15 protein-coding genes and 2 tRNA genes are annotated in these 17333 nt (G+C 66.4%); 4 read left to right on the top strand and 13 right to left on the bottom strand.

The genetic code is table 11. The features are described from left to right. Window positions 1-340 precede the first annotated feature (340 nt). The 6 genes from AB0F17_RS31780 to AB0F17_RS31805 all read right to left on the bottom strand — a co-directional run bounded on the left by AB0F17_RS31780 (window position 341) and on the right by AB0F17_RS31805 (window position 8304). Window positions 341-2905 (bottom strand): valine--tRNA ligase, encoded by a 2565-nt coding sequence (locus tag AB0F17_RS31780; protein WP_358030416.1) that lies wholly within the window; start codon window positions 2903-2905, stop codon window positions 341-343. 80 nt (window positions 2906-2985) lie between these two features. Beyond that, window positions 2986-4269: an ATP-dependent Clp protease ATP-binding subunit ClpX gene (gene clpX, locus AB0F17_RS31785; RefSeq protein ID WP_358030419.1), complete on the bottom strand. Its 1284-nt coding sequence runs from the start codon at window positions 4267-4269 to the stop codon at window positions 2986-2988. A gap of 174 nt (window positions 4270-4443) precedes the next feature. Beyond that, window positions 4444-5067: an ATP-dependent Clp protease proteolytic subunit gene (locus AB0F17_RS31790; RefSeq protein WP_214637437.1), complete on the bottom strand. Its 624-nt coding sequence runs from the start codon at window positions 5065-5067 to the stop codon at window positions 4444-4446. A 10-nt stretch (window positions 5068-5077) separates the two neighbouring features. Next, window positions 5078-5710 carry an ATP-dependent Clp protease proteolytic subunit gene (locus tag AB0F17_RS31795; RefSeq protein ID WP_358030989.1) on the bottom strand — a complete coding sequence of 211 codons (633 nt, stop codon included), beginning with the start codon at window positions 5708-5710 and terminating at the stop codon, window positions 5078-5080. Window positions 5711-5884: 174 nt separating this feature from the next. After that, the gene (tig, locus tag AB0F17_RS31800; protein WP_358030421.1) at window positions 5885-7267 is read right to left on the bottom strand and encodes a trigger factor; all 1383 of its coding nucleotides are present in this window, start codon (window positions 7265-7267) and stop codon (window positions 5885-5887) included. Window positions 7268-7437: 170 nt separating this feature from the next. After that, window positions 7438-8304, bottom strand: coding sequence for a helix-turn-helix transcriptional regulator (locus AB0F17_RS31805; protein ID WP_358030423.1), 867 nt, complete (start codon window positions 8302-8304; stop codon window positions 7438-7440). 248 nt (window positions 8305-8552) lie between these two features. Between AB0F17_RS31805 and AB0F17_RS31810 the strand changes: the two genes are divergently transcribed. Beyond that, window positions 8553-9014 (top strand): ATP-binding protein, encoded by a 462-nt coding sequence (locus tag AB0F17_RS31810; protein WP_358030425.1) that lies wholly within the window; start codon window positions 8553-8555, stop codon window positions 9012-9014. A 146-nt stretch (window positions 9015-9160) separates the two neighbouring features. Then, window positions 9161-9994 (top strand): M48 family metalloprotease, encoded by an 834-nt coding sequence (locus tag AB0F17_RS31815; RefSeq protein WP_358030428.1) that lies wholly within the window; start codon window positions 9161-9163, stop codon window positions 9992-9994. 3 nt (window positions 9995-9997) lie between these two features. On the opposite strand, the gene AB0F17_RS31820 is transcribed toward AB0F17_RS31815, so the two are convergent. From AB0F17_RS31820 to AB0F17_RS31830, 3 genes are all read right to left on the bottom strand, one after another. Next, window positions 9998-11353 (bottom strand): M1 family metallopeptidase, encoded by a 1356-nt coding sequence (locus AB0F17_RS31820; RefSeq protein ID WP_358030430.1) that lies wholly within the window; start codon window positions 11351-11353, stop codon window positions 9998-10000. A 183-nt stretch (window positions 11354-11536) separates the two neighbouring features. Continuing rightward, window positions 11537-11968 carry an SMI1/KNR4 family protein gene (locus AB0F17_RS31825; protein WP_358030432.1) on the bottom strand — a complete coding sequence of 144 codons (432 nt, stop codon included), beginning with the start codon at window positions 11966-11968 and terminating at the stop codon, window positions 11537-11539. Window positions 11969-12484: 516 nt separating this feature from the next. Beyond that, window positions 12485-13060 carry a hypothetical protein gene (locus AB0F17_RS31830; protein WP_358030435.1) on the bottom strand — a complete coding sequence of 192 codons (576 nt, stop codon included), beginning with the start codon at window positions 13058-13060 and terminating at the stop codon, window positions 12485-12487. Here AB0F17_RS31830 and AB0F17_RS31835 point away from each other — a divergent pair. Further along, the gene (locus AB0F17_RS31835) at window positions 13053-13583 is read left to right on the top strand and encodes a hypothetical protein (RefSeq protein ID WP_358030438.1); all 531 of its coding nucleotides are present in this window, start codon (window positions 13053-13055) and stop codon (window positions 13581-13583) included. The genes AB0F17_RS31830 and AB0F17_RS31835 overlap by 8 nt on opposite strands. Before the next feature lie 413 nt (window positions 13584-13996). Here AB0F17_RS31835 and AB0F17_RS31840 read toward each other — a convergent pair. After that, window positions 13997-14073, bottom strand: a tRNA-Pro gene (locus AB0F17_RS31840). An 89-nt stretch (window positions 14074-14162) separates the two neighbouring features. On the opposite strand from AB0F17_RS31840, the gene AB0F17_RS31845 reads away from it, so the two are divergent. Next, window positions 14163-14236 (top strand) — tRNA-Gly (locus tag AB0F17_RS31845). A 51-nt stretch (window positions 14237-14287) separates the two neighbouring features. On the opposite strand, the gene AB0F17_RS31850 is transcribed toward AB0F17_RS31845, so the two are convergent. The 3 genes from AB0F17_RS31850 to AB0F17_RS31860 form a co-directional block, all read right to left on the bottom strand. Continuing rightward, window positions 14288-15304 (bottom strand): tyrosine-type recombinase/integrase, encoded by a 1017-nt coding sequence (locus AB0F17_RS31850; RefSeq protein WP_358030440.1) that lies wholly within the window; start codon window positions 15302-15304, stop codon window positions 14288-14290. 191 nt (window positions 15305-15495) lie between these two features. Then, on the bottom strand, window positions 15496-15747 hold the full coding sequence (locus tag AB0F17_RS31855) for an excisionase family DNA-binding protein (RefSeq protein ID WP_358030443.1): 252 nt from the start codon (window positions 15745-15747) through the stop codon (window positions 15496-15498). Then, entirely contained in the window at window positions 15744-17324 is a 1581-nt protein-coding gene (locus AB0F17_RS31860) for a replication initiator (RefSeq protein WP_358030445.1), read from the bottom strand. The genes AB0F17_RS31855 and AB0F17_RS31860 overlap by 4 nt, the downstream gene beginning before the upstream one ends. Window positions 17325-17333 lie beyond the last annotated feature (9 nt).

The following is a 17333-nucleotide window of genomic DNA, read 5'->3' on the forward strand; positions in this document are numbered from 1 at the left end:
ACGGGGTTGTGCATCATGCACTGGCTTTTAACACACTGTTGAGTTCTCAAGAAACGGACGCGTACTCCCCAACCTGCGAGAGGCGCTCATTTCGTCTTCCGAAGTTTACCAGACCCGGACGATTCTTGTCAAATCGGCCGATCCGGTTCGTTCCGGGGCAACCCTGCTAACTTACCCTAACTTCTCGTCCGTGTCCAATCGCTTGCGGACACAGCCTAAAGATCGGGAGTGATCAGAGAGTTTGTCAGGGCTACTGCCCTGCGTTGAAGACTCTAGCAGCCCCAGCGGGGGGGAAGACCCAACTTCGGTAACGAACAGGTCTTCCCCCGGTGTGTCTCGCTCAAACACCCAAACCGGCGAGCTGGCTCTCGAGCCGCGCGATGTCGGCCGCCGACTGCTCCGCACGCCCTCTGACCTTGGCGACCACGTCCTCGGGCGCCTTGGCCATGAACTGCTCGTTGCCCAGCTTGGCCGTGGCCTGGGCCGCATCCTTGCGTGCGGCCGCCAGATCCTTCTCCAGCCGCTTGCGCTCGGCCGCCACGTCGATGGCGCCCGCGGTGTCGATCTCCACGGTCACCCCGCCCACGGTGAAGCGGGCGGTGGCCGAAAAGGCGTCAGACGGCTCCGTCAGCCGCAGGAGCGAGCGAATAGCCCCCTCCTGCCCCGTGAGAGCCGTGCCGGCCAGTCCGAGCCGCGCGGCCACCTTCTGGCCGGGCTTCAGCCCCTGATCCGAACGGAACCGCCGAACCTCCGTCACCAGCTCCTGCAGAGCGACGATCTCCGCCTCAGCCGCCGGATCGCTACGGCCGGAGTCGACCTGCGGCCACGGTGCCACGACGACCGACTCGCCGCCCGTGACGGCCCGCCACAGCTCCTCGGTGACGAACGGCACCAGCGGGTGCATCAGCCGCAGCAGCGTGTCGAGCACATGGCCCAGCACGAGCCGCGTGTGCTCCAGCCCCTCGCCGAGCTGGATCTTGGCCAGCTCCAGATACCAGTCGCAGACCTCGTCCCACGCGAAGTGGTAGAGCAGATCGGACGCCTTGGCGAACTCGAACTCCTCGAAGGCCGCGTCGGCCGACGAGATCACACTCTGCAGCCGTGACAGGATCCAGCGGTCTGCCGCCGTCAGGTCGAGCCCGTCGAGGGAGCCGGTGGCCGCGCCGTTCATCAGCGCGAAGCGCGTGGCGTTCCAGATCTTGTTGCAGAAGTTGCGCGAGCCGGCCGCCCATTCCTCGCTCACCGCGACGTCGGCGCCGGGGTTGGCGCCGCGCAGCAGGGTGAAGCGGGTGGCGTCGGCGCCGAAGCGCTCGATCCAGTCGAGCGGGTCGACGACGTTGCCGAACGACTTGGACATCTTCTTGCCGTACTGGTCACGGACCATGCCGTGCAGCGCCACCACACGGAAAGGCGGCTCGCCGTCCATGGCGTACAGGCCGAACATCATCATCCGCGCGACCCAGAAGAACAGGATGTCGTAGCCCGTGACCAGCACGGACGTCGGATAGAAGCGCTCGAGCTCCGGCGTCGCGTCGGGCCAGCCCAGCGTGGAGAACGGCCACAGGCCCGAGGAGAACCAGGTGTCGAGCACGTCGGAGTCCTGGACGTAGCCGGCGGGCGGGTCCTGGTCGGGGCCCACGCACACGACCTCGCCGGACGGGCCGTACCAGACCGGGATGCGATGCCCCCACCAAAGCTGGCGCGAGATGCACCAGTCGTGCATGTCGTCGACCCAGTCGAAGTAGCGCTTGGCCAGCTCGGGCGGGTGGATGCGGGTGCGTCCGTCACGCACCGCGTCACCGGCGGCCTTGGCCAGTGGCGAGACGTTGACGAACCACTGCAGCGACAGCCTCGGCTCCACCACCGTCTTGCAGCGCGAGCAGTGGCCGACCGAGTGGACGTATGGGCGCTTCTCGGCGACGATCCTGCCCTCGGCGCGGAGCGCGGCGACCACCGCGGGGCGCGCCTCGAAGCGGTCGAGTCCCTCGAACGGCCCGTGTGCGGTGATCACGCCACGCTCGTCCATGACGGTCAGCGACGGCAGCGAATGGCGCCGGCCGATCTCGAAGTCGTTGGGGTCGTGAGCCGGCGTCACCTTGACCGCACCGGTGCCGAAGGCGGGGTCGACGTGCTCGTCGGCGACCACAGGGATCTGGCGGCCGGTGAGCGGCACCTCGACCAGCGTGCCGATCAGGTGGGCGTAACGCTCGTCTGAGGGGTGCACGGCCACGGCGGTGTCGCCGAGCATGGTCTCCGCGCGGGTGGTCGCCACCACGATCTCGTCGGAGTAGCGGATGGAGACGAGCTCGCCGTCGTCCTCGCTGTGCTCCACCTCGATGTCGGACAGGGCGGTGAGGCAGCGGGGGCACCAGTTGATGATGCGTTCGGCCCGGTAGATCAGCCCGTCGTCGAAGAGCCGTTTGAAGATCGTTTGGACGGCCCGCGAGAGCCCTGTGTCCATGGTGAAGCGCTCGCGCGACCAGTCGACGCCGTCGCCGAGCTTGCGCATCTGGCCGAGGATCCGGCCACCGGACTCCTCCTTCCACTGCCAGACGCGCTCCACGAACTCCTCACGCCCGAGGTCGTGGCGCGACAGGCCCTGCTTGGCCAGCTCGCGCTCGACGACGTTCTGGGTGGCGATGCCCGCGTGGTCCATGCCGGGCAGCCACAGCGTCTCGCGCCCCTGCATGCGGGCCCGGCGGGTGAGCGCGTCCTGGATGGAGTGGTCGAGCGCGTGCCCAATGTGCAGGACGCCGGTCACGTTCGGCGGGGGAAGGACGATGCTGTACGGCACGCGCGGGCTGCCCGGGTCGGCGTGGAAGAAACCTCCGGTTACCCAGCGCTCGTAGCTCCGGGTTTCGACGTCGGCCGGGGTGTACTGGGTAGGCAGCTCTGGCGTTGTCACAGTGACCAATTCTAGGGAAGGAGGAAAGCGAAACGCCCCGGGGAGTGATACTCCACGGGGCGCTTGCCGAAGGGAACGGATCAGGCGGACTTTTCCCGCGGTGCGCGCTGCTGCTTCGCGGCGAGCTGGTCGCGGGGTACGAGCGTCGGGATGGCGTGTTCGAGCACCGACTCGCGGGTGATGACCACGCGCGCGACGTCCTGGCGCGACGGCACCTCGTACATCACCGACTGGAGCACCTCTTCGAGGATGGCGCGCAGGCCGCGGGCGCCGGTGCCACGCAGGATCGCCTGGTCCGCGATGGCCTCGAGCGCGCCGTCGGTGAACTCCAGCTCCACGCCGTCGAGCTCCAGCAGCTTGCGGTATTGCTTGACCAGCGCGTTGCGGGGCTCGGTGAGGATCTGGATGAGCGCCTCGCGGTCGAGGTTGTGCACCGAGGTGATGACCGGCAGACGACCGACGAACTCGGGGATCATGCCGAACTTCAGCAGGTCCTCGGGCATCACGTCGCCGAAGATGTCGGCCATGTCGACCTCTTCCTTCGACCGGATGATGGCGTTGAAGCCGATGCCCTTCTTGCCGATGCGCGACTCGATGATCTTTTCCAGACCGGCGAAGGCGCCGCCACAGATGAACAGCACGTTCGTCGTGTCGATCTGGATGAACTCCTGGTGGGGGTGCTTGCGACCGCCCTGCGGCGGCACGCTCGCGGTCGTGCCCTCCAAGATCTTGAGCAGCGCCTGCTGGACGCCCTCACCGGAGACGTCACGCGTGATCGACGGGTTTTCGCTCTTGCGAGCGATCTTGTCGACCTCGTCGATGTAGATGATGCCGGTCTCGGCCTTCTTGACGTCGTAGTCAGCGGCCTGGATGAGCTTGAGGAGGATGTTCTCGACGTCCTCGCCGACGTATCCGGCCTCGGTGAGGGCCGTGGCGTCGGCGATGGCGAAGGGCACGTTGAGCATCTTCGCCAGCGTCTGCGCGAGCAGCGTCTTGCCCGAGCCCGTGGGGCCGAGCAGCAGGATGTTGCTCTTGGACAGCTCCAGACCGTCGTCTCTACCTCGGTCGCCGGACTGCACCCGCTTGTAGTGGTTGTAGACCGCCACCGAGAGCGCCTTCTTCGCCTTGTCCTGACCGATGACATAGGCGTCGAGGAACTCGTAGATCTCCCTCGGCTTGGGCAGGTTGTCCCACTTGAGCTCAGAGGACTCCGAGAGCTCCTCTTCGATGATCTCGTTGCAGAGATCGATGCACTCATCGCAGATGTAGACGCCTGGACCGGCAATGAGCTTCTTGACTTGCTTCTGGCTCTTCCCGCAGAAAGAGCACTTCAGCAGGTCTCCCCCGTCGCCGATGCGTGCCACCCCAGATACTCCTTTGCGTGGGACCGCCCTGCTCCCGCGATCCGTATCTACCGGACCGGGTCCGAACCGCTCAGGTTTCGACGTTACCGTCTTCTGGGCCCTCGGTGAGCCCCCTGGCGGCGAGTCGCACCGGAACGTGCCCTATTGGGCAGCGCTCCGGTGCGTCACATCTCATCAGGAAGCGACGGCCTGAGCTCGTTTCTTCCTCGACGGGATGATGTCGTCGATCAGACCATACGCCTTTGCCTCGTCCGCGTTGAGAATTTTGTCGCGTTCGATGTCCTTTCGGACTTCCGCAGGGCGCTTTCCGGAGTGCTTCGCCACGATCTCCTCCAGGAGGGAGCGCATGCGAAGGATCTCGCGGGCCTGAATCTCGATGTCGCTTCCCTGGCCGCCACCCTCGGTGGAGGGCTGGTGGATGAGCACCCTGGCGTTGGGAAGCGCGAACCGCTTGCCCGGGGTGCCACCGGCCAGCAGCACGGCCGCGGCGGAGGCGGCCTGGCCCAGGCAGACGGTCTGGATCTCCGGCCGGACGAACTGCATCGTGTCGTAAATCGCCGTCATGGCGGTGAAGGAACCGCCCGGCGAGTTGATGTAGATGCTGATGTCACGGTCGGGGTCGAGCGACTCCAGCGTCAGCAGCTGGGCCATCACGTCGTTGGCCGACGCGTCGTCGATCTGCACTCCGAGGAAGATGATGCGATCCTCGAAGAGCTTGTTGTACGGATTCATCTCCTTCACGCCATAGGACGTGCGTTCGACGAAGGAGGGGAGAACGTACCGGCTTTCGATGTTCAATTCAACTCCCCTAGGACACGGCGCCCTGCGAGGGCACCTGCCTCGCGCTGCGCACGACGTGGTCGATGAAGCCGTAGTCCTTGGCCTCTTCAGCTGTGAACCAACGGTCTCGATCGGAGTCGGCCTCGACCTGGTCGAGCGACTGACCCGTGTGGAACGCGATCCGCTCGGCCAGGGTCTTCTTCACGTAGAGCATCTGCTCCGCCTGGATGGCGATGTCGGCGGCGGTGCCACCGATGCCACCGGACGGCTGGTGCATCATGATGCGCGCGTGTGGCAGCGCGTAACGCTTGCCTCTCTCGCCCGCCGACAGCAGGAACTGCCCCATGGAGGCGGCCAGCCCCATGGCGACCGTGGCCACGTCGTTGGGCACGTATTCCATCATGTCGTAGATGGCCATGCCGGCTGTCACCGACCCGCCAGGCGAGTTGATGTACAGCCAGATGTCACGGTCCGGATCGTCGGCCGCGAGCAGCAACAGCTCGGCACAGATCCGGTTGGCGATCTCGTCGTTCACCTCCTGTCCGAGCACGATGATGCGCTCACGCAGCAGGCGCTGGTAAAGCTGGTCCTCAAGCCGGAAGGACGAGCCGTTCTCACGGCCTCGCGACTCAGGCTGATAGAAGGTCGGCGGGCTGGTCACAGCGTCACCTTCCGATGCGTCGTAATCGATTGGCTTTGCCTGTGACCCTAACGCGCGGGGCACACAGGTCATGCCCCGTCTGCCTGCTGTTCGCTGACGGCGCAGGTGCGGGCGTCCAGAGCAGTGCGAAGCCCCCGAACCATCCGGATCGGGGGCTTGGCGCCGTTTCTGGGGCTAGGCGTCGGCCTTCTCCTCAGCCGGCTCGTCGGCGGGCTCCTCTTCGACCTCCGCGCCGTTGAGCTCGGTGTAGATGGCCTTGAGGTCCACCTCGTTGCCCTCGGAGTCGACCACCTTGGCGGCGTCACCGACGACGGACTTGGCCTTGTCACGGACGATCTCGACCATGGCCAGCGTGAGCTGGTCGTTGTCGGCCAGGTGCTGGGCCAGCTGGTTGGGCTGGACGCCCATCTCCATGGCCCGGCGGACGACGAAGTTGGTCAGCTCCTGCTCGGAGACGCCCAGCTCCTCGCTCTTGACGATCTTGTCAAGGACGAACCCGACCTTGATGGCCTTGGCGGAGCTGCTGTCGAACTCGGCGAAGCGCTCCTCCTCGGTCGTCTGGTAGAGGCGGAAGAAGGCCTCGCGGCTCAGCCCGCTCTCGGAGATCTGGTGCTCGAGGTTGTGCTTGCGAGCGTCAACCTCGGCCTTGAGCGCGCTGTCGGGGATCGGCATCTCGATCTGGTCGAGCAGCGCGTCGAGGGCCTTCTCGCGGGCCTGGACGACCTGGTCCACCAGCTTGTTGCGGCGGGCCTGCTCGCGGATGCTGTCCTTCAGCTCGCCGAGCGTGTCGAACTCGCTCGCCAGCTGGGCGAACTCGTCGTCGAGCTCGGGCAGGACCTTCTCCTTGACCGTCTTGACGGTGATGATGACGTCGGCTTCCTCACCGGCGTTCTCACCGCCGACCAGCTCGGTCTTGAAGCTCTTCTCCTCGCCCGCGGACATGTCCACGAGCGCGTCGTCGAGGCCCTGCAGCACAGAGCCGGCACCGACCTCGTAGGAGACCTCGTTGGCCTGCTGCTCCTCGATGTTGGCGCCGTCGATCTCGGCACGCAGGTCCATCACGACGAAGTCGCCGGCGGCCGCGGGGCGCTCGACACCGGTCAGCGTGGCGAAGCGCTGGCGCAGCGCGTCGAGCTGGCTGTCGATGTCCTCGTCGGCGACCTCGGCGGAGTCGACGGTGACCTCGGCGCCCGCGTAGTCGGGGACGTCGAAGTTGGGCCGGACGTCCACCTCGGCGGTGAACTCGACCTGCTCGCCGTCCTCGATCTTGGTGATCTCGATGTCGGGCTGGCTGACCGGGAAGACGTCGACCTCGTCGACGGCCTGGCCGTACAGCTTGGGCACCGCGTCGTTAAGGGTCTCCTCCAGCACCACCGCGCGGCCGAAGCGCTGCTCGATGATGCGGGCCGGAACCTTGCCAGGGCGGAACCCGGGGACGCGCACCTGCTGCGCGACCTTCTTGTACGCCGCATCCAGGCTCGGGCGCAGCTCTTCGAACGGCACCTCGACAGTGAGCTTCACCCTGGTCGGGCTGAGCTCCTCGACAGCGGTCTTCACGGGGTGGTCTCCTTGATCAAGCTTCGAGTGATCGCGGGCGCGTCCAGTTTTGGTACGGCTCACGCGCCGCGCCCACATGAGCGGCGCTGGGCATGCTCCGCCTTGGCGGGATCCAAGCGCCGTTCGCCAGTCTAGGGTAGATGCGTACCCAACGACGACGAGACGACCCGTCAGAACTCCTCGGCGATCACCCGCAAGAGCTCGACGGTCTCATCGGGCGTGGTGCTGACGGCGCAGAGCCGCTCCATCACCTCGGTGTAGCGGTCGACATCCTCGCGTTTGTCCAGGTAGAGAGCGCTGGCGAGCTGTTCGACGTACACCACGTCCGGCAGGTCGTGATCGGGGAAGCGCAGGACGGTGAACGCGCCGCCCTCGGCACTGTGTCCGCCGAAACTGAACGGCATGACCTGGATGGTGATGTTGGGCTGGCGCATCAGGTCGATGAGGTGTTCGAGCTGAGCCCGCATCACCTCGGCGCCGCCGATGGGGCGGCGCAGCGCGGCCTCGTCGATGACCGCCCAGAAGACCGGGCCGTCGGGCCTGTCGAACATGCGCTGGCGTTCGAGCCGGAGATCCACCCGGCGGGCGATCTCCTCCACGCTGATGCCGGCCGAGCCCGCGGTGACCACCGCCCGGGCGTATTCCTTGGTCTGTAACAAGCCGGGGACGAACTGGACCTCGTAGGTCCTGATCCTGGCCGCGGCCTCCTCGAGGCCGACGTACGCCTGGAACCACGTGGGCAGGATGTCGTTGAACCGGTGCCACCAACCGGGTTCGTTCGCCGTGGCCACCAGATCGAGTACGGCTGCGCGTGCCTGGTTGTCCACGACCCCGTAAAGAGTCAGCAAATCGGCCACGTCGCGCTCCTTGAAGCCGACGCGACCCAGCTCCATGCGGCTGATCTTGGATTCGGACCCCCTGATGAGGTGGCCCGCCTCCTCGCGAGTAACGCCTTTCCCCTCCCTGAGCCTGCGCAGCTGGGAGCCCAGGAGGATGCGCAGCGCCGTAGGGCCGGAACCCGGCTGGTTCTGCGTCACTCTGCCTCCTATCAAGGTCCGCACACACAGTGACACCACATTGCCGCGTATGACAAGGTCTCAACCTGGTGTCCGAATTGGATACCCCTACCGGTAACCGCCCATGCGGCTGCACATTGCACATGCACGTGCATTTGGGTCTTGCAGCGACCGGGAGTCGTGTCCCATGATGGCCTAGTGCATATTGGGCCAAACATGCACGAACCCAATAGCTATCGGGAGGTATCGGCGGGATGGTGGAGGACCCCTTGGCCACTGCCGACTGCCTGCAGATCACCCGTGACGTGGGGTTCGACAGCCTGTTGAGCGCCGGGAAGCCGTACACGACCTCGTGTCCGCTGCCCTTCCAGGCCGACTCGGTGAAGACCGCCAGGGACGTGACGCGCTCCACATTACGCGGATGGGGTCTGCCGGAACTGGGCGATGACGCCGCGCTGGTCGTGTCCGAACTGGTCACGAACGCGGTCAGGTACGCGATGTACGCCAGAGGCCGGCGGGAGATCCAGCTACTGCTGATGCGGGTCGTCCCCCACGTGCTGCTGGCCGTGGCCGACCCGAGCGACGAGATCCCCACCCCCAAGGAGCCCGACTTCATCTCCGAGAATGGTCGTGGCCTCTACATCGTCGAAACCTACAGCCAGTGCTGGGGCTGGGACCCGCTGGCTCGGGGTGGCAAAGCCGTGTGGGCCCTCTTCCGTACCGAGGCCTGATTTATTACCCTTTCTTGAAGTGAAGGGGAGTACCTCCGAACACGCCTGATCGTCATGACGGCCCTCTCGGCCCGGTCAGGTGGGCCCTGTGTGGCGAGGGAGACCTTCTGGCCCGTCGTTGTCGGCTGGAGGTTCCGAAGGTGCGCATGCTCATCCCTATGGCCCTGCTGGTGGCCATCTACTCGGCTGTTCTGGCCGGTCTCGTGCTGATAGCGGTTCCCGTCCTGTACGTCGCCCTCGGAGCCGTCCTCGTCCTGCTCGTGCAGTGGTGGTCCACCGAGGCCATGGCGCGGCGGATGACCAGGGCCCGGTACGTCACGGCCGAGCAGGAACCGGAGCTGCACGCCGTACTCGATCGGCTCTGCGCCCTGAGCGACGTGGCCAAGCCGCGGCTGGCGATCAGCCCGTCGCCCGCCCCGAACGCCTACACGGTCGGCCGGTCACGGCGCAGCTCGACGATCATCGTCACCGAGGGGCTGCGCGCCCGCCTGGAGCCCGGTGAGCTGACCGCGGTGCTCGCGCACGAGATCGCGCACATCCGGCACCAGGACGTGGCGGTGATGACGCTGGCGAGCTCGTTCGCGATCGCGCTGGCGACGTTCGCCAAGGGCACCGGGCGGGTCGCGGTGCAGGCTCCGGGGTTGTTCTTGGAGGAATTCCCCTTCGGGCTGTTCATCGGGCTGGCGATGCTGGTGGGCGGTGCCGCCGCGGGGCTGGCCAGCTTCCTCGCGCACCTGCCGCTGCGCTGGCTCAGCCGCTCCAGGGAACTGGCCGCCGACCGCGCCGCCGCCGACCTGCTCGGCCAGCCGGGCCTGCTCGCCTCGGCGCTGCTCAAGGTGCACGAGGAGGACGGCATCCCCCTGACGGACCTGCGGCGCGGGGTGCCGGCGTTGGGGTTGGTGGCCGGCCGTACGAAGAAGGGCCGCCTGATGGCCACGCACCCGCACGTGCACGTACGGGTGCGGCGGCTCATGGGCTAGCCCTTACGAGGTCGTCGGCGTCGTCGGCGAGTCGAGCCAGTCGTCGATCAGGGCGGTGAAATCCTGCCCGGTCCGATTGTTCAGCCACGACACGAACGACGCCCGGTCCTGCGTGGTCCCCTTGTGCTCCTGCACCCACGCTCGCAGCGTCGCGAAGAACCGCTTGTCCCCGAGCTGCTTGCGGATCTCGTGCAGCATCAGCGCGGGAGCGTAATACACGTTGCTCGCCCCGAACATGTCCGACTTGTAGTGCCCGGGCGGCCCCGCCTGCCTGCGCAACTCCCCGTCGAGTGCCCGAGCGTCGCTGAGATAGGTCTCCAGCTTCTTGGACCCGTGGTCGGAGGCCCACTGCCACTCGAAGTACATCGCGAAGCCCTCGTTCAGCCACAGGTCCCGCCAGGTCCGGGGCGTGACCGCGTCACCGAACCACTGGTGCGCCATCTCGTGCGCCACCACATTGGGCGTGAGGAATTCGGGGGCCAGCGTCACCATCTGCTGGGTCTCCATCCCCGAGTCACTGGTGACGACCACACCCGCGCTGGAGAAGGGGTACGGTCCCAGCCGCTTCTCCAGCCAGCGCAGGATCGCCGGCGTCTGCCGTACGACGGGAAGGTATTTCGACTGGTCGCCCTTGCGGAGCCAGTATGTGATCGGGATCCCGCGCGGCCCCTTGTCGTTGAAGCGATCGTAGTGATCGATGGTGAGCAGCGTGACGTAGCTGGCCACCGACTCGGTCGAACGCCAGCGGTAGGTGTTCCCCTTACGGCCCTGGAACCGCCCGTGCGCCACGGCCGCCCACCCGCGCGGCACCGTGACCGCCACGTCGTAGCGCGCCTCGTCGGACGGCTGGTCGTTCACGGGGAACCAGGTGAAGGCCCCGTACGGCTCCTGCAACGCCCACGCCGACCCATCGCCCGCCGAGCGGAACCCGAGTTTGCTCGTGTCGGAGCGGTACTGTCCGGTGCGTACGGGCTCGGGAGTGCCGTGATAGCGCACGGCCACCTCGACCCGCTTGCCCGCCGCCACCGGGGAGCGCAGCGGGATCACCAGGTCGTCACCCGGATGCCGGGCCTTGACCCGCTTGCCCGCGACCGTCACCTCGTCCACCCGCAACGCGTGGCCGAAGTCGAGCGCGATCTTGTCGATGTCCTTGACGGCTCTGACCGTGAGCAGGGCCTTACCGGTGAGCAGCCGCTTGGACGGCTTCCAGTCGAGCTCCAGCCCGTAGTGGAGGACATCGATCGCGGGATTGCCGTAGGCGGGGTAGACGGGGTCCGCCACCGGCTCCGAGCGACCCTTGTCGGGCGCGCCCGGCGCGGCGACGGCCGCGACGAGTAAGAGGGAAATGATCGAATTCACCGCGCCAAGGTAGTACGCCGTGGTTTGTCGCGATACCGGGCAACAACACGCGGAGGGCCACTCGCCCCCGATGCCGCGATTCGAACAGGCGGCGGAGGCGCGCCGACCCAGACATTCGGGCATGCGACTACGCGGCCGCCGGGCCTTCACCTGCTTGAGGCGCTACTGCCTGGCGTCAGCGCATCAGCGCTGGATACGACCGATCAACGACCAGTCGATGTACTGCTGGAGATCAGATGCCACCCAGGAACGGCTGTCGTCCTCGTGGTCCCACACGTAGACGTCCGACCTCCCCTCGCCATCCAGCAGCGGGACGCCGAAGAGATCACCGTTCCCCGCCTCTCCGAAGAACAGCAATCCGTCGAATGGCATATAAAGCTCGCGGAAGCCGGGGGAGGTGCGAAGGCTCTGATTGTGCTCCCTGATCAACTTGGCCGGGCACACGATGTGAGAGCCGTACTCGTCCTCGATCCCATCGGTCTCGCGGAGCAACTGAGCGAGTGCCTCTGGAACGGGCCGCCCGATGGCATCCTCGATCCCCGCGATGCTTTCCGAGACGGCCGGCGAACCGACCGTCAACTTGTCCGCCTGGGAGTGTGCGGCCAGCCACTCCAACCACATAAAGAGATCACCTCAAGGCCCATCTTTCCGCATGGCAACCGCAGTCCGCCGCGGCCCGGTTTGAATTTGGTAGATCTTTCTACATAGTTCACGATATATGGCATTTCAGACTAAACCTCTGACCTGGGCTTTTACTCCAAGCAGAGCTCTTAGTCACCCCTTTAGGGGCACTTGACCTGCGGAAATGGCAAGGTACTCTCGCCCTACCACAGGCTTCCGGTTTAGCCACATCAGTCCTTAATCATCACTTCTGTCAGGATCTGTATGGGTAAATCCGGCCCAGTCCGGGAGGTCCCACACTTCTATGACAGCAGAGATTCAGAAGGTCATCGACGCGGCCTACAACTTGGCCTCGTGGTACCAGACCACCGAGGCACGGCCCGGCCCCCACGGGCCCCAAGAGCAACCCGCCGACCGAACCTCCGAGGCAAGATCCGGCACCCAGGAACGACCGGACCACCAGTCCACCGATGTGCAGCCCAATGCGCAGATCACCGACGACCAACCCGGTCACCGGACGCCCCACGAGCAGTCCGGCAGGGACGAGGGCCAGCAGCGGTGGCCCGACCACCACACTGACCTGACCACTCCCCAGCCAACCTCTGACACACCAACAGCCACACCCACCTCGACATCCGACACACCTTCGACCACAGCTACTCCACGGCCCACTTCAGACACACCGACTGCCACCCCCACCTTCGATACGCCTTCCTCCACGCCCACCACCACTACGTCGGATTCGTCATCAGCCACCCCCACCCCCACAGCATCCGACTCCCCTTCAGCCACCCCCACCCCCGCAACATCCGACTCGCCCTCCCCCACAGACACCCCCACGACGTCGGACTCGCCGTCAGCCGCGGCCACCTCCGAAGCCGAGCCGACCGCCACCTCTACTGAAGCGACGACCACCGCTTCGTCCTCACCCACGTCAACCGCGACCCCCACAACCGAGCTCGCCATCGCGGAGGACACCGCTGCCACGCCAACGGCGCCCAGCACCACTCCAGGAGCCTTCCCCACGCACCTCAACGCCGCGATCACCAGCTCCCCGCCGAGCTTGTCCACTCCAACGGTGATCACCTCGGCCGTGGTGGTCGTAGCGGCCCTGCTGGCCGTGCTCACGATGCTGGTGGTCAAGGCCCGCCGCGGGACCCGCTTGGCCACCGCCGGATACGTGGAACCCATCCCAACGCCCACCCCCCACCGCAGCCCCGCCGAGCCCGACGAGTGGAGGCGGCAACTCCTGGAAGTCATCGAGGCCGCCGCCCTCGGCGAACAGGAAAGTGCCCTACCCGGCGCACTCTACGAACAGGAGAGCCCGCGACCCGCGGCCAGTCCGCCCGTACTCGGCTCCGGCACGGACCCTCAGGAGACCGCCGCCTGGACTCCGCCATTCCAGCCCTTCGGTCCCCCCCGCCCCCTGGAGTCGCCCGATCGCGTCGTCAATCCCCCCGAGACCTCTCTGTTCAACCTCTTCGCCCAGGCCGAGAACGACTCCGACTCGGAGGACCACGGACGCATGCGGCGCAGCGAACACTCCGCCACCGATGAAGGTGCCGCCGACGACACCCCGCCGGAAGCCACCGGTCACTCCACCCCGTAGCCGGCGGCGAAGGCGGCCAGCCGGGGCACTGCGGCCCAGCTTCGGGTCCAGGGCCGTGCGATCAGCCGTTCCACACCCAGCGCGATGCGTCCATCGTGCGACCCATACCGCGAGGAAGCGCAGTGAGCGTGCCGTTCTGGTGGTGGGCAGACCGGCCGGGCACATCGTGCGGGGATGATCATCTCCGAGCCGGAGCGTGGCGGCCCCCGAATCTTCGATGGAAGTTTCTGGGGGCCGGCGGGGACGCTCCCATCCATGAGCCGTCTCCGAACGGAAGGGGCGTTGCGGTTTACCGGAAGCAGATCCGTCCCGTAGTGCTGACCGGAGCCGTGGCGATGGACCGCATCTCCCGACCGTCGAGGGAACGTCAGACAAGCAGAAAACCCCCTCCGATATGGAGGGGGCCTCTGAGCTGGTCGGGGCGACAGGATTTGAACCTGCGACTTCTTGCTCCCAAAGCAAGCGCGCTGCCAAGCTGCGCCACGCCCCGTCTCGCCGGGTACGCACGCGCTCCGTGACTCCGGTACGCTTACGCCCTGACGACCGGTTGAAGTCTAGACCAGACTTCGACTGGTTCGCGCGGACGTAGCTCAATGGTAGAGCCCTAGTCTTCCAAACTAGCTACGCGGGTTCGATTCCCGTCGTCCGCTCCACACGACAAAAGGCCAGGTCATCCGCATGGGTGGCCTGGCCTTTTGCGATCTTCACTTCTTTTTTTGGATCTTCCGTGCCCGTTGCGTGCCCGATCCCTTCTTTCCGCGTGTCTTGCGTGCCCCCTTCAGCGCCTTGCCGAGCGCCTGGGCGATGGCCTGGTCACGTTCCTGTGTCGCGTGCTGGTAGATCAGCGCGGCTCGGGTCGAGGAGTGGCCCATACGGGTCATCAACTCCCGCAGGCTCGCTCCTGTGGATGCGGCCAGGGTGTTTCCCGCATGCCGTAGGTCGTGGAAGTGGACATTGGGGAGCCCCACGGCAATCTGAACCTTGTTCCAGATGCGCCGGAAGGCCGAGCGCCGCAGGACCCCGCCCTTGGGGCCGATGAAGACGTGACCGTTGTCCCCCGGTTCGGCATACTGCTCCAGGTGGCTCCGAAGGTCGGGGATGATCTCCGAGGGGATGGCGACAATCCGGCGACCGGCTCGCGACTTGGGCGTCTCATCCACGAGCGTGCCGCCGTTCAGTTCCGCCAGCGTGCCCACGACTCGTACAACTCTCGACTCCATATCGAGGTTCGTACGACGGAGCCCAGCCAGTTCGCCCCACCGGAGGCTCGTGAAAGTCCCGAGGAGGACCAGCGAGCGGTATCGCTCTGGCACGGTGTCGGCGATCTCCAGGACCTTGGCCAGCGGGATCACCGGCCGCTCCGGCGTGTCAGCAACGGAGGCTCCCTTGATCCGGCAGGGACTGCGTCTGATCAACTCGTCGGCTACTGCCGTGTTCAGGATCGACTTGAGGAGCTGGTACGCCTTGGCGACCGTGGACTGTCCCGTCGCTTGGAGACGTTCCTTGCGCCACTGACGGACGTCCGCGTCCTTGATGTCGCCGAGCTGCCGATTGCCGAAAGTCGGCATGAGGTGGTTCTTGAGGAGACTCCGGTAGAGCCCCTCCGTCGTTCTCTTGATCACCCGATCGTCGATCCATTGGGTGGCGTAGACCTCGAACGAGACCATGCCGCCGTCCGGGTTCATCCAGTCGCCACGCTGGATCTCCGCCTCTTTGAGCACGAGCCAGCGATCTGCCTCGCCCTTCGTGGCGAAGGTATACGGCGCTGGTCGGTCTGCTGCGTCAGGCCCGAGATATCGCGCCTGGAAACGACCTGAAGGAAGCAAACGGACGCGACCGAAGCGCCTCTTGGGGGAGTTGGACCTGGCGGACCGCTTGGGCTCTTCAGGGGTGGCGAGTACGGTCTTGGCCATTACGCGGCCCTCCTGCGGCGCGTGGTGATCGGCTCGACGAGTCCCGCAGCGATGAACGCTTCCAGCGCCGCTTCGGGGATGCGGACATTGCGTCCGATGTGGATGAAGGCGATCCGCCGCTCTTCGATCAGTCGGCGGGGGAAGCGGACCGAGGTGTTCAGCCGTTCGGCCGCCTCTTCGACGGTGAGCAACCGGCCCCGAGCCAGCTCCGGAAGCAGCGACAGGGACTCTTGTGCGAGCTGCCCCTTCATGCCGCTCTTCCCTCTGGCGCAGTTGCCGAAGGATCTTGGCCGTCTGCTTGGGCCTGGAGCCGGGCGAGGTGAGCGCGCCAGCGTTGGCGTTCGGCGACCGACCGCAGGAGGCGTACGGCCAGCGGCGCGAGATTGGCGTCACCGGCCGGGACCGGCTTCCACACGTAGCGGTGCGGGTCTGGTGGCTGGTCGCTCTGGCCGAGGGCTTCCAGGACCCAGGTGCGGCGGTCCTGCTTGTGTTCGGCCAGGGTCTTGTTCGACCACTTGCGGGAGACCAGGACGCGTCGTCCGGCGTAGCCGAGGTGGTCGGGCTTGTGGGCCTTGCCCCGGCATCGGCCCGGCGTCATGCCCGGCTTGGCGTTCTTGGGCTGGACTCCGTAGCGCAGCCAGTTGGGGCAGGTGGGGGAGCAGGGTTCGAAGCGCAGCGCCTTCCCCATCCGTGCGGCGTGATCTTTGTGGGCCTGGTCGCCGGGGTGGAGACTGTCGTTGATCGATTTGGTCAGGTACTTGGACAGGTAGCGGATGCACTGGTCGGAGTCCGGGGTACCGGCCAGCACGCCCTGAACGTCGACTTGGACGCCGAAGCGGGAGACGTGCAGAGGTTCAGCCGCCTGGTCGTGGTCGAGCTGGTCCAGCGCCTCTTCCCAGGTGGGCAGTACCTCGCCGGTTGCCGGGTCGAGGTAGCCGACTTCGTCCTCCCACACGGGCAGGCGATCACCGTCGAAGACGACCCGGTCGGTTGGTGGCCACCACACCTGGTGGTAGGTGGCGGCGGCGATCTGCTTGACCTCCGCACGCGGCAGGGTGCCGCGAATGGCCATGTGCAGGTGCGGAGCGAGGCGTTTCTGCGGTTCGACCGCCGCGAAGTACTGCACGTCATAGCCAGCGACGCGGCGAAGATTCTGCACGAACCGGTCCACCAGCTTGGCGAAGTGCAGCGCGTCACGAGCGGCCCGCCCGTAGTCGTAGCTGTCCGGATCGACCGGGACGCCGTTCTTGATCTTGCCGTAGGAGGGGAGGGTGAGGGTGACGAAGAGCGAGGGCCGGTAGGTCTTGCCGTCCGAGCTGGTGAACGTCCGGCCGAGTGTGCTTTTGGTCATCGCGCGCCTGGGCAGGTCTGGGGCATCCTGGCGCCGCTTGGTCGAGCGGTTGCGCTTGGCAGCCGTCCGCCCCAGGACGTTGCCCCGCATGTCCGCCTCGTTGATCTCGGCGTCGATGCCCTCGATGGCGGTGTCCCAGTCGGCCGTGTCCTCACCAGTGGACGCGGCCCGCTCCCGCTGTGCTTGGGCATCGGCGCGGAATTCGATCAGCCAGCGTTGGGCGTCGTTCGGCTGGTCGGGGGTGATGGCGGGTTCGTGGTCGAGGTGCCAGCCTTCCCGGCATTGCGCCATCCGGAGCTGCCGGTTGCGTTTGGCACACGGCGGGCACTTGGCCTCCAGAGTGGCCCCACACGGCGCGTCTACGACCTCCCACTGACCGGTGTGGGTGTCGAGCCGCTTGAGCGGCACCGGCCGGATACAGACGCCGTACTGCTTGGCCACCTCCACGGCCACCTCACGGGCCAACGGTTGCGCCATCCGCACGGC

It is taken from the genome of Nonomuraea sp. NPDC026600 (assembly GCF_040638335.1).
Taxonomy (GTDB): domain Bacteria; phylum Actinomycetota; class Actinomycetes; order Streptosporangiales; family Streptosporangiaceae; genus Nonomuraea.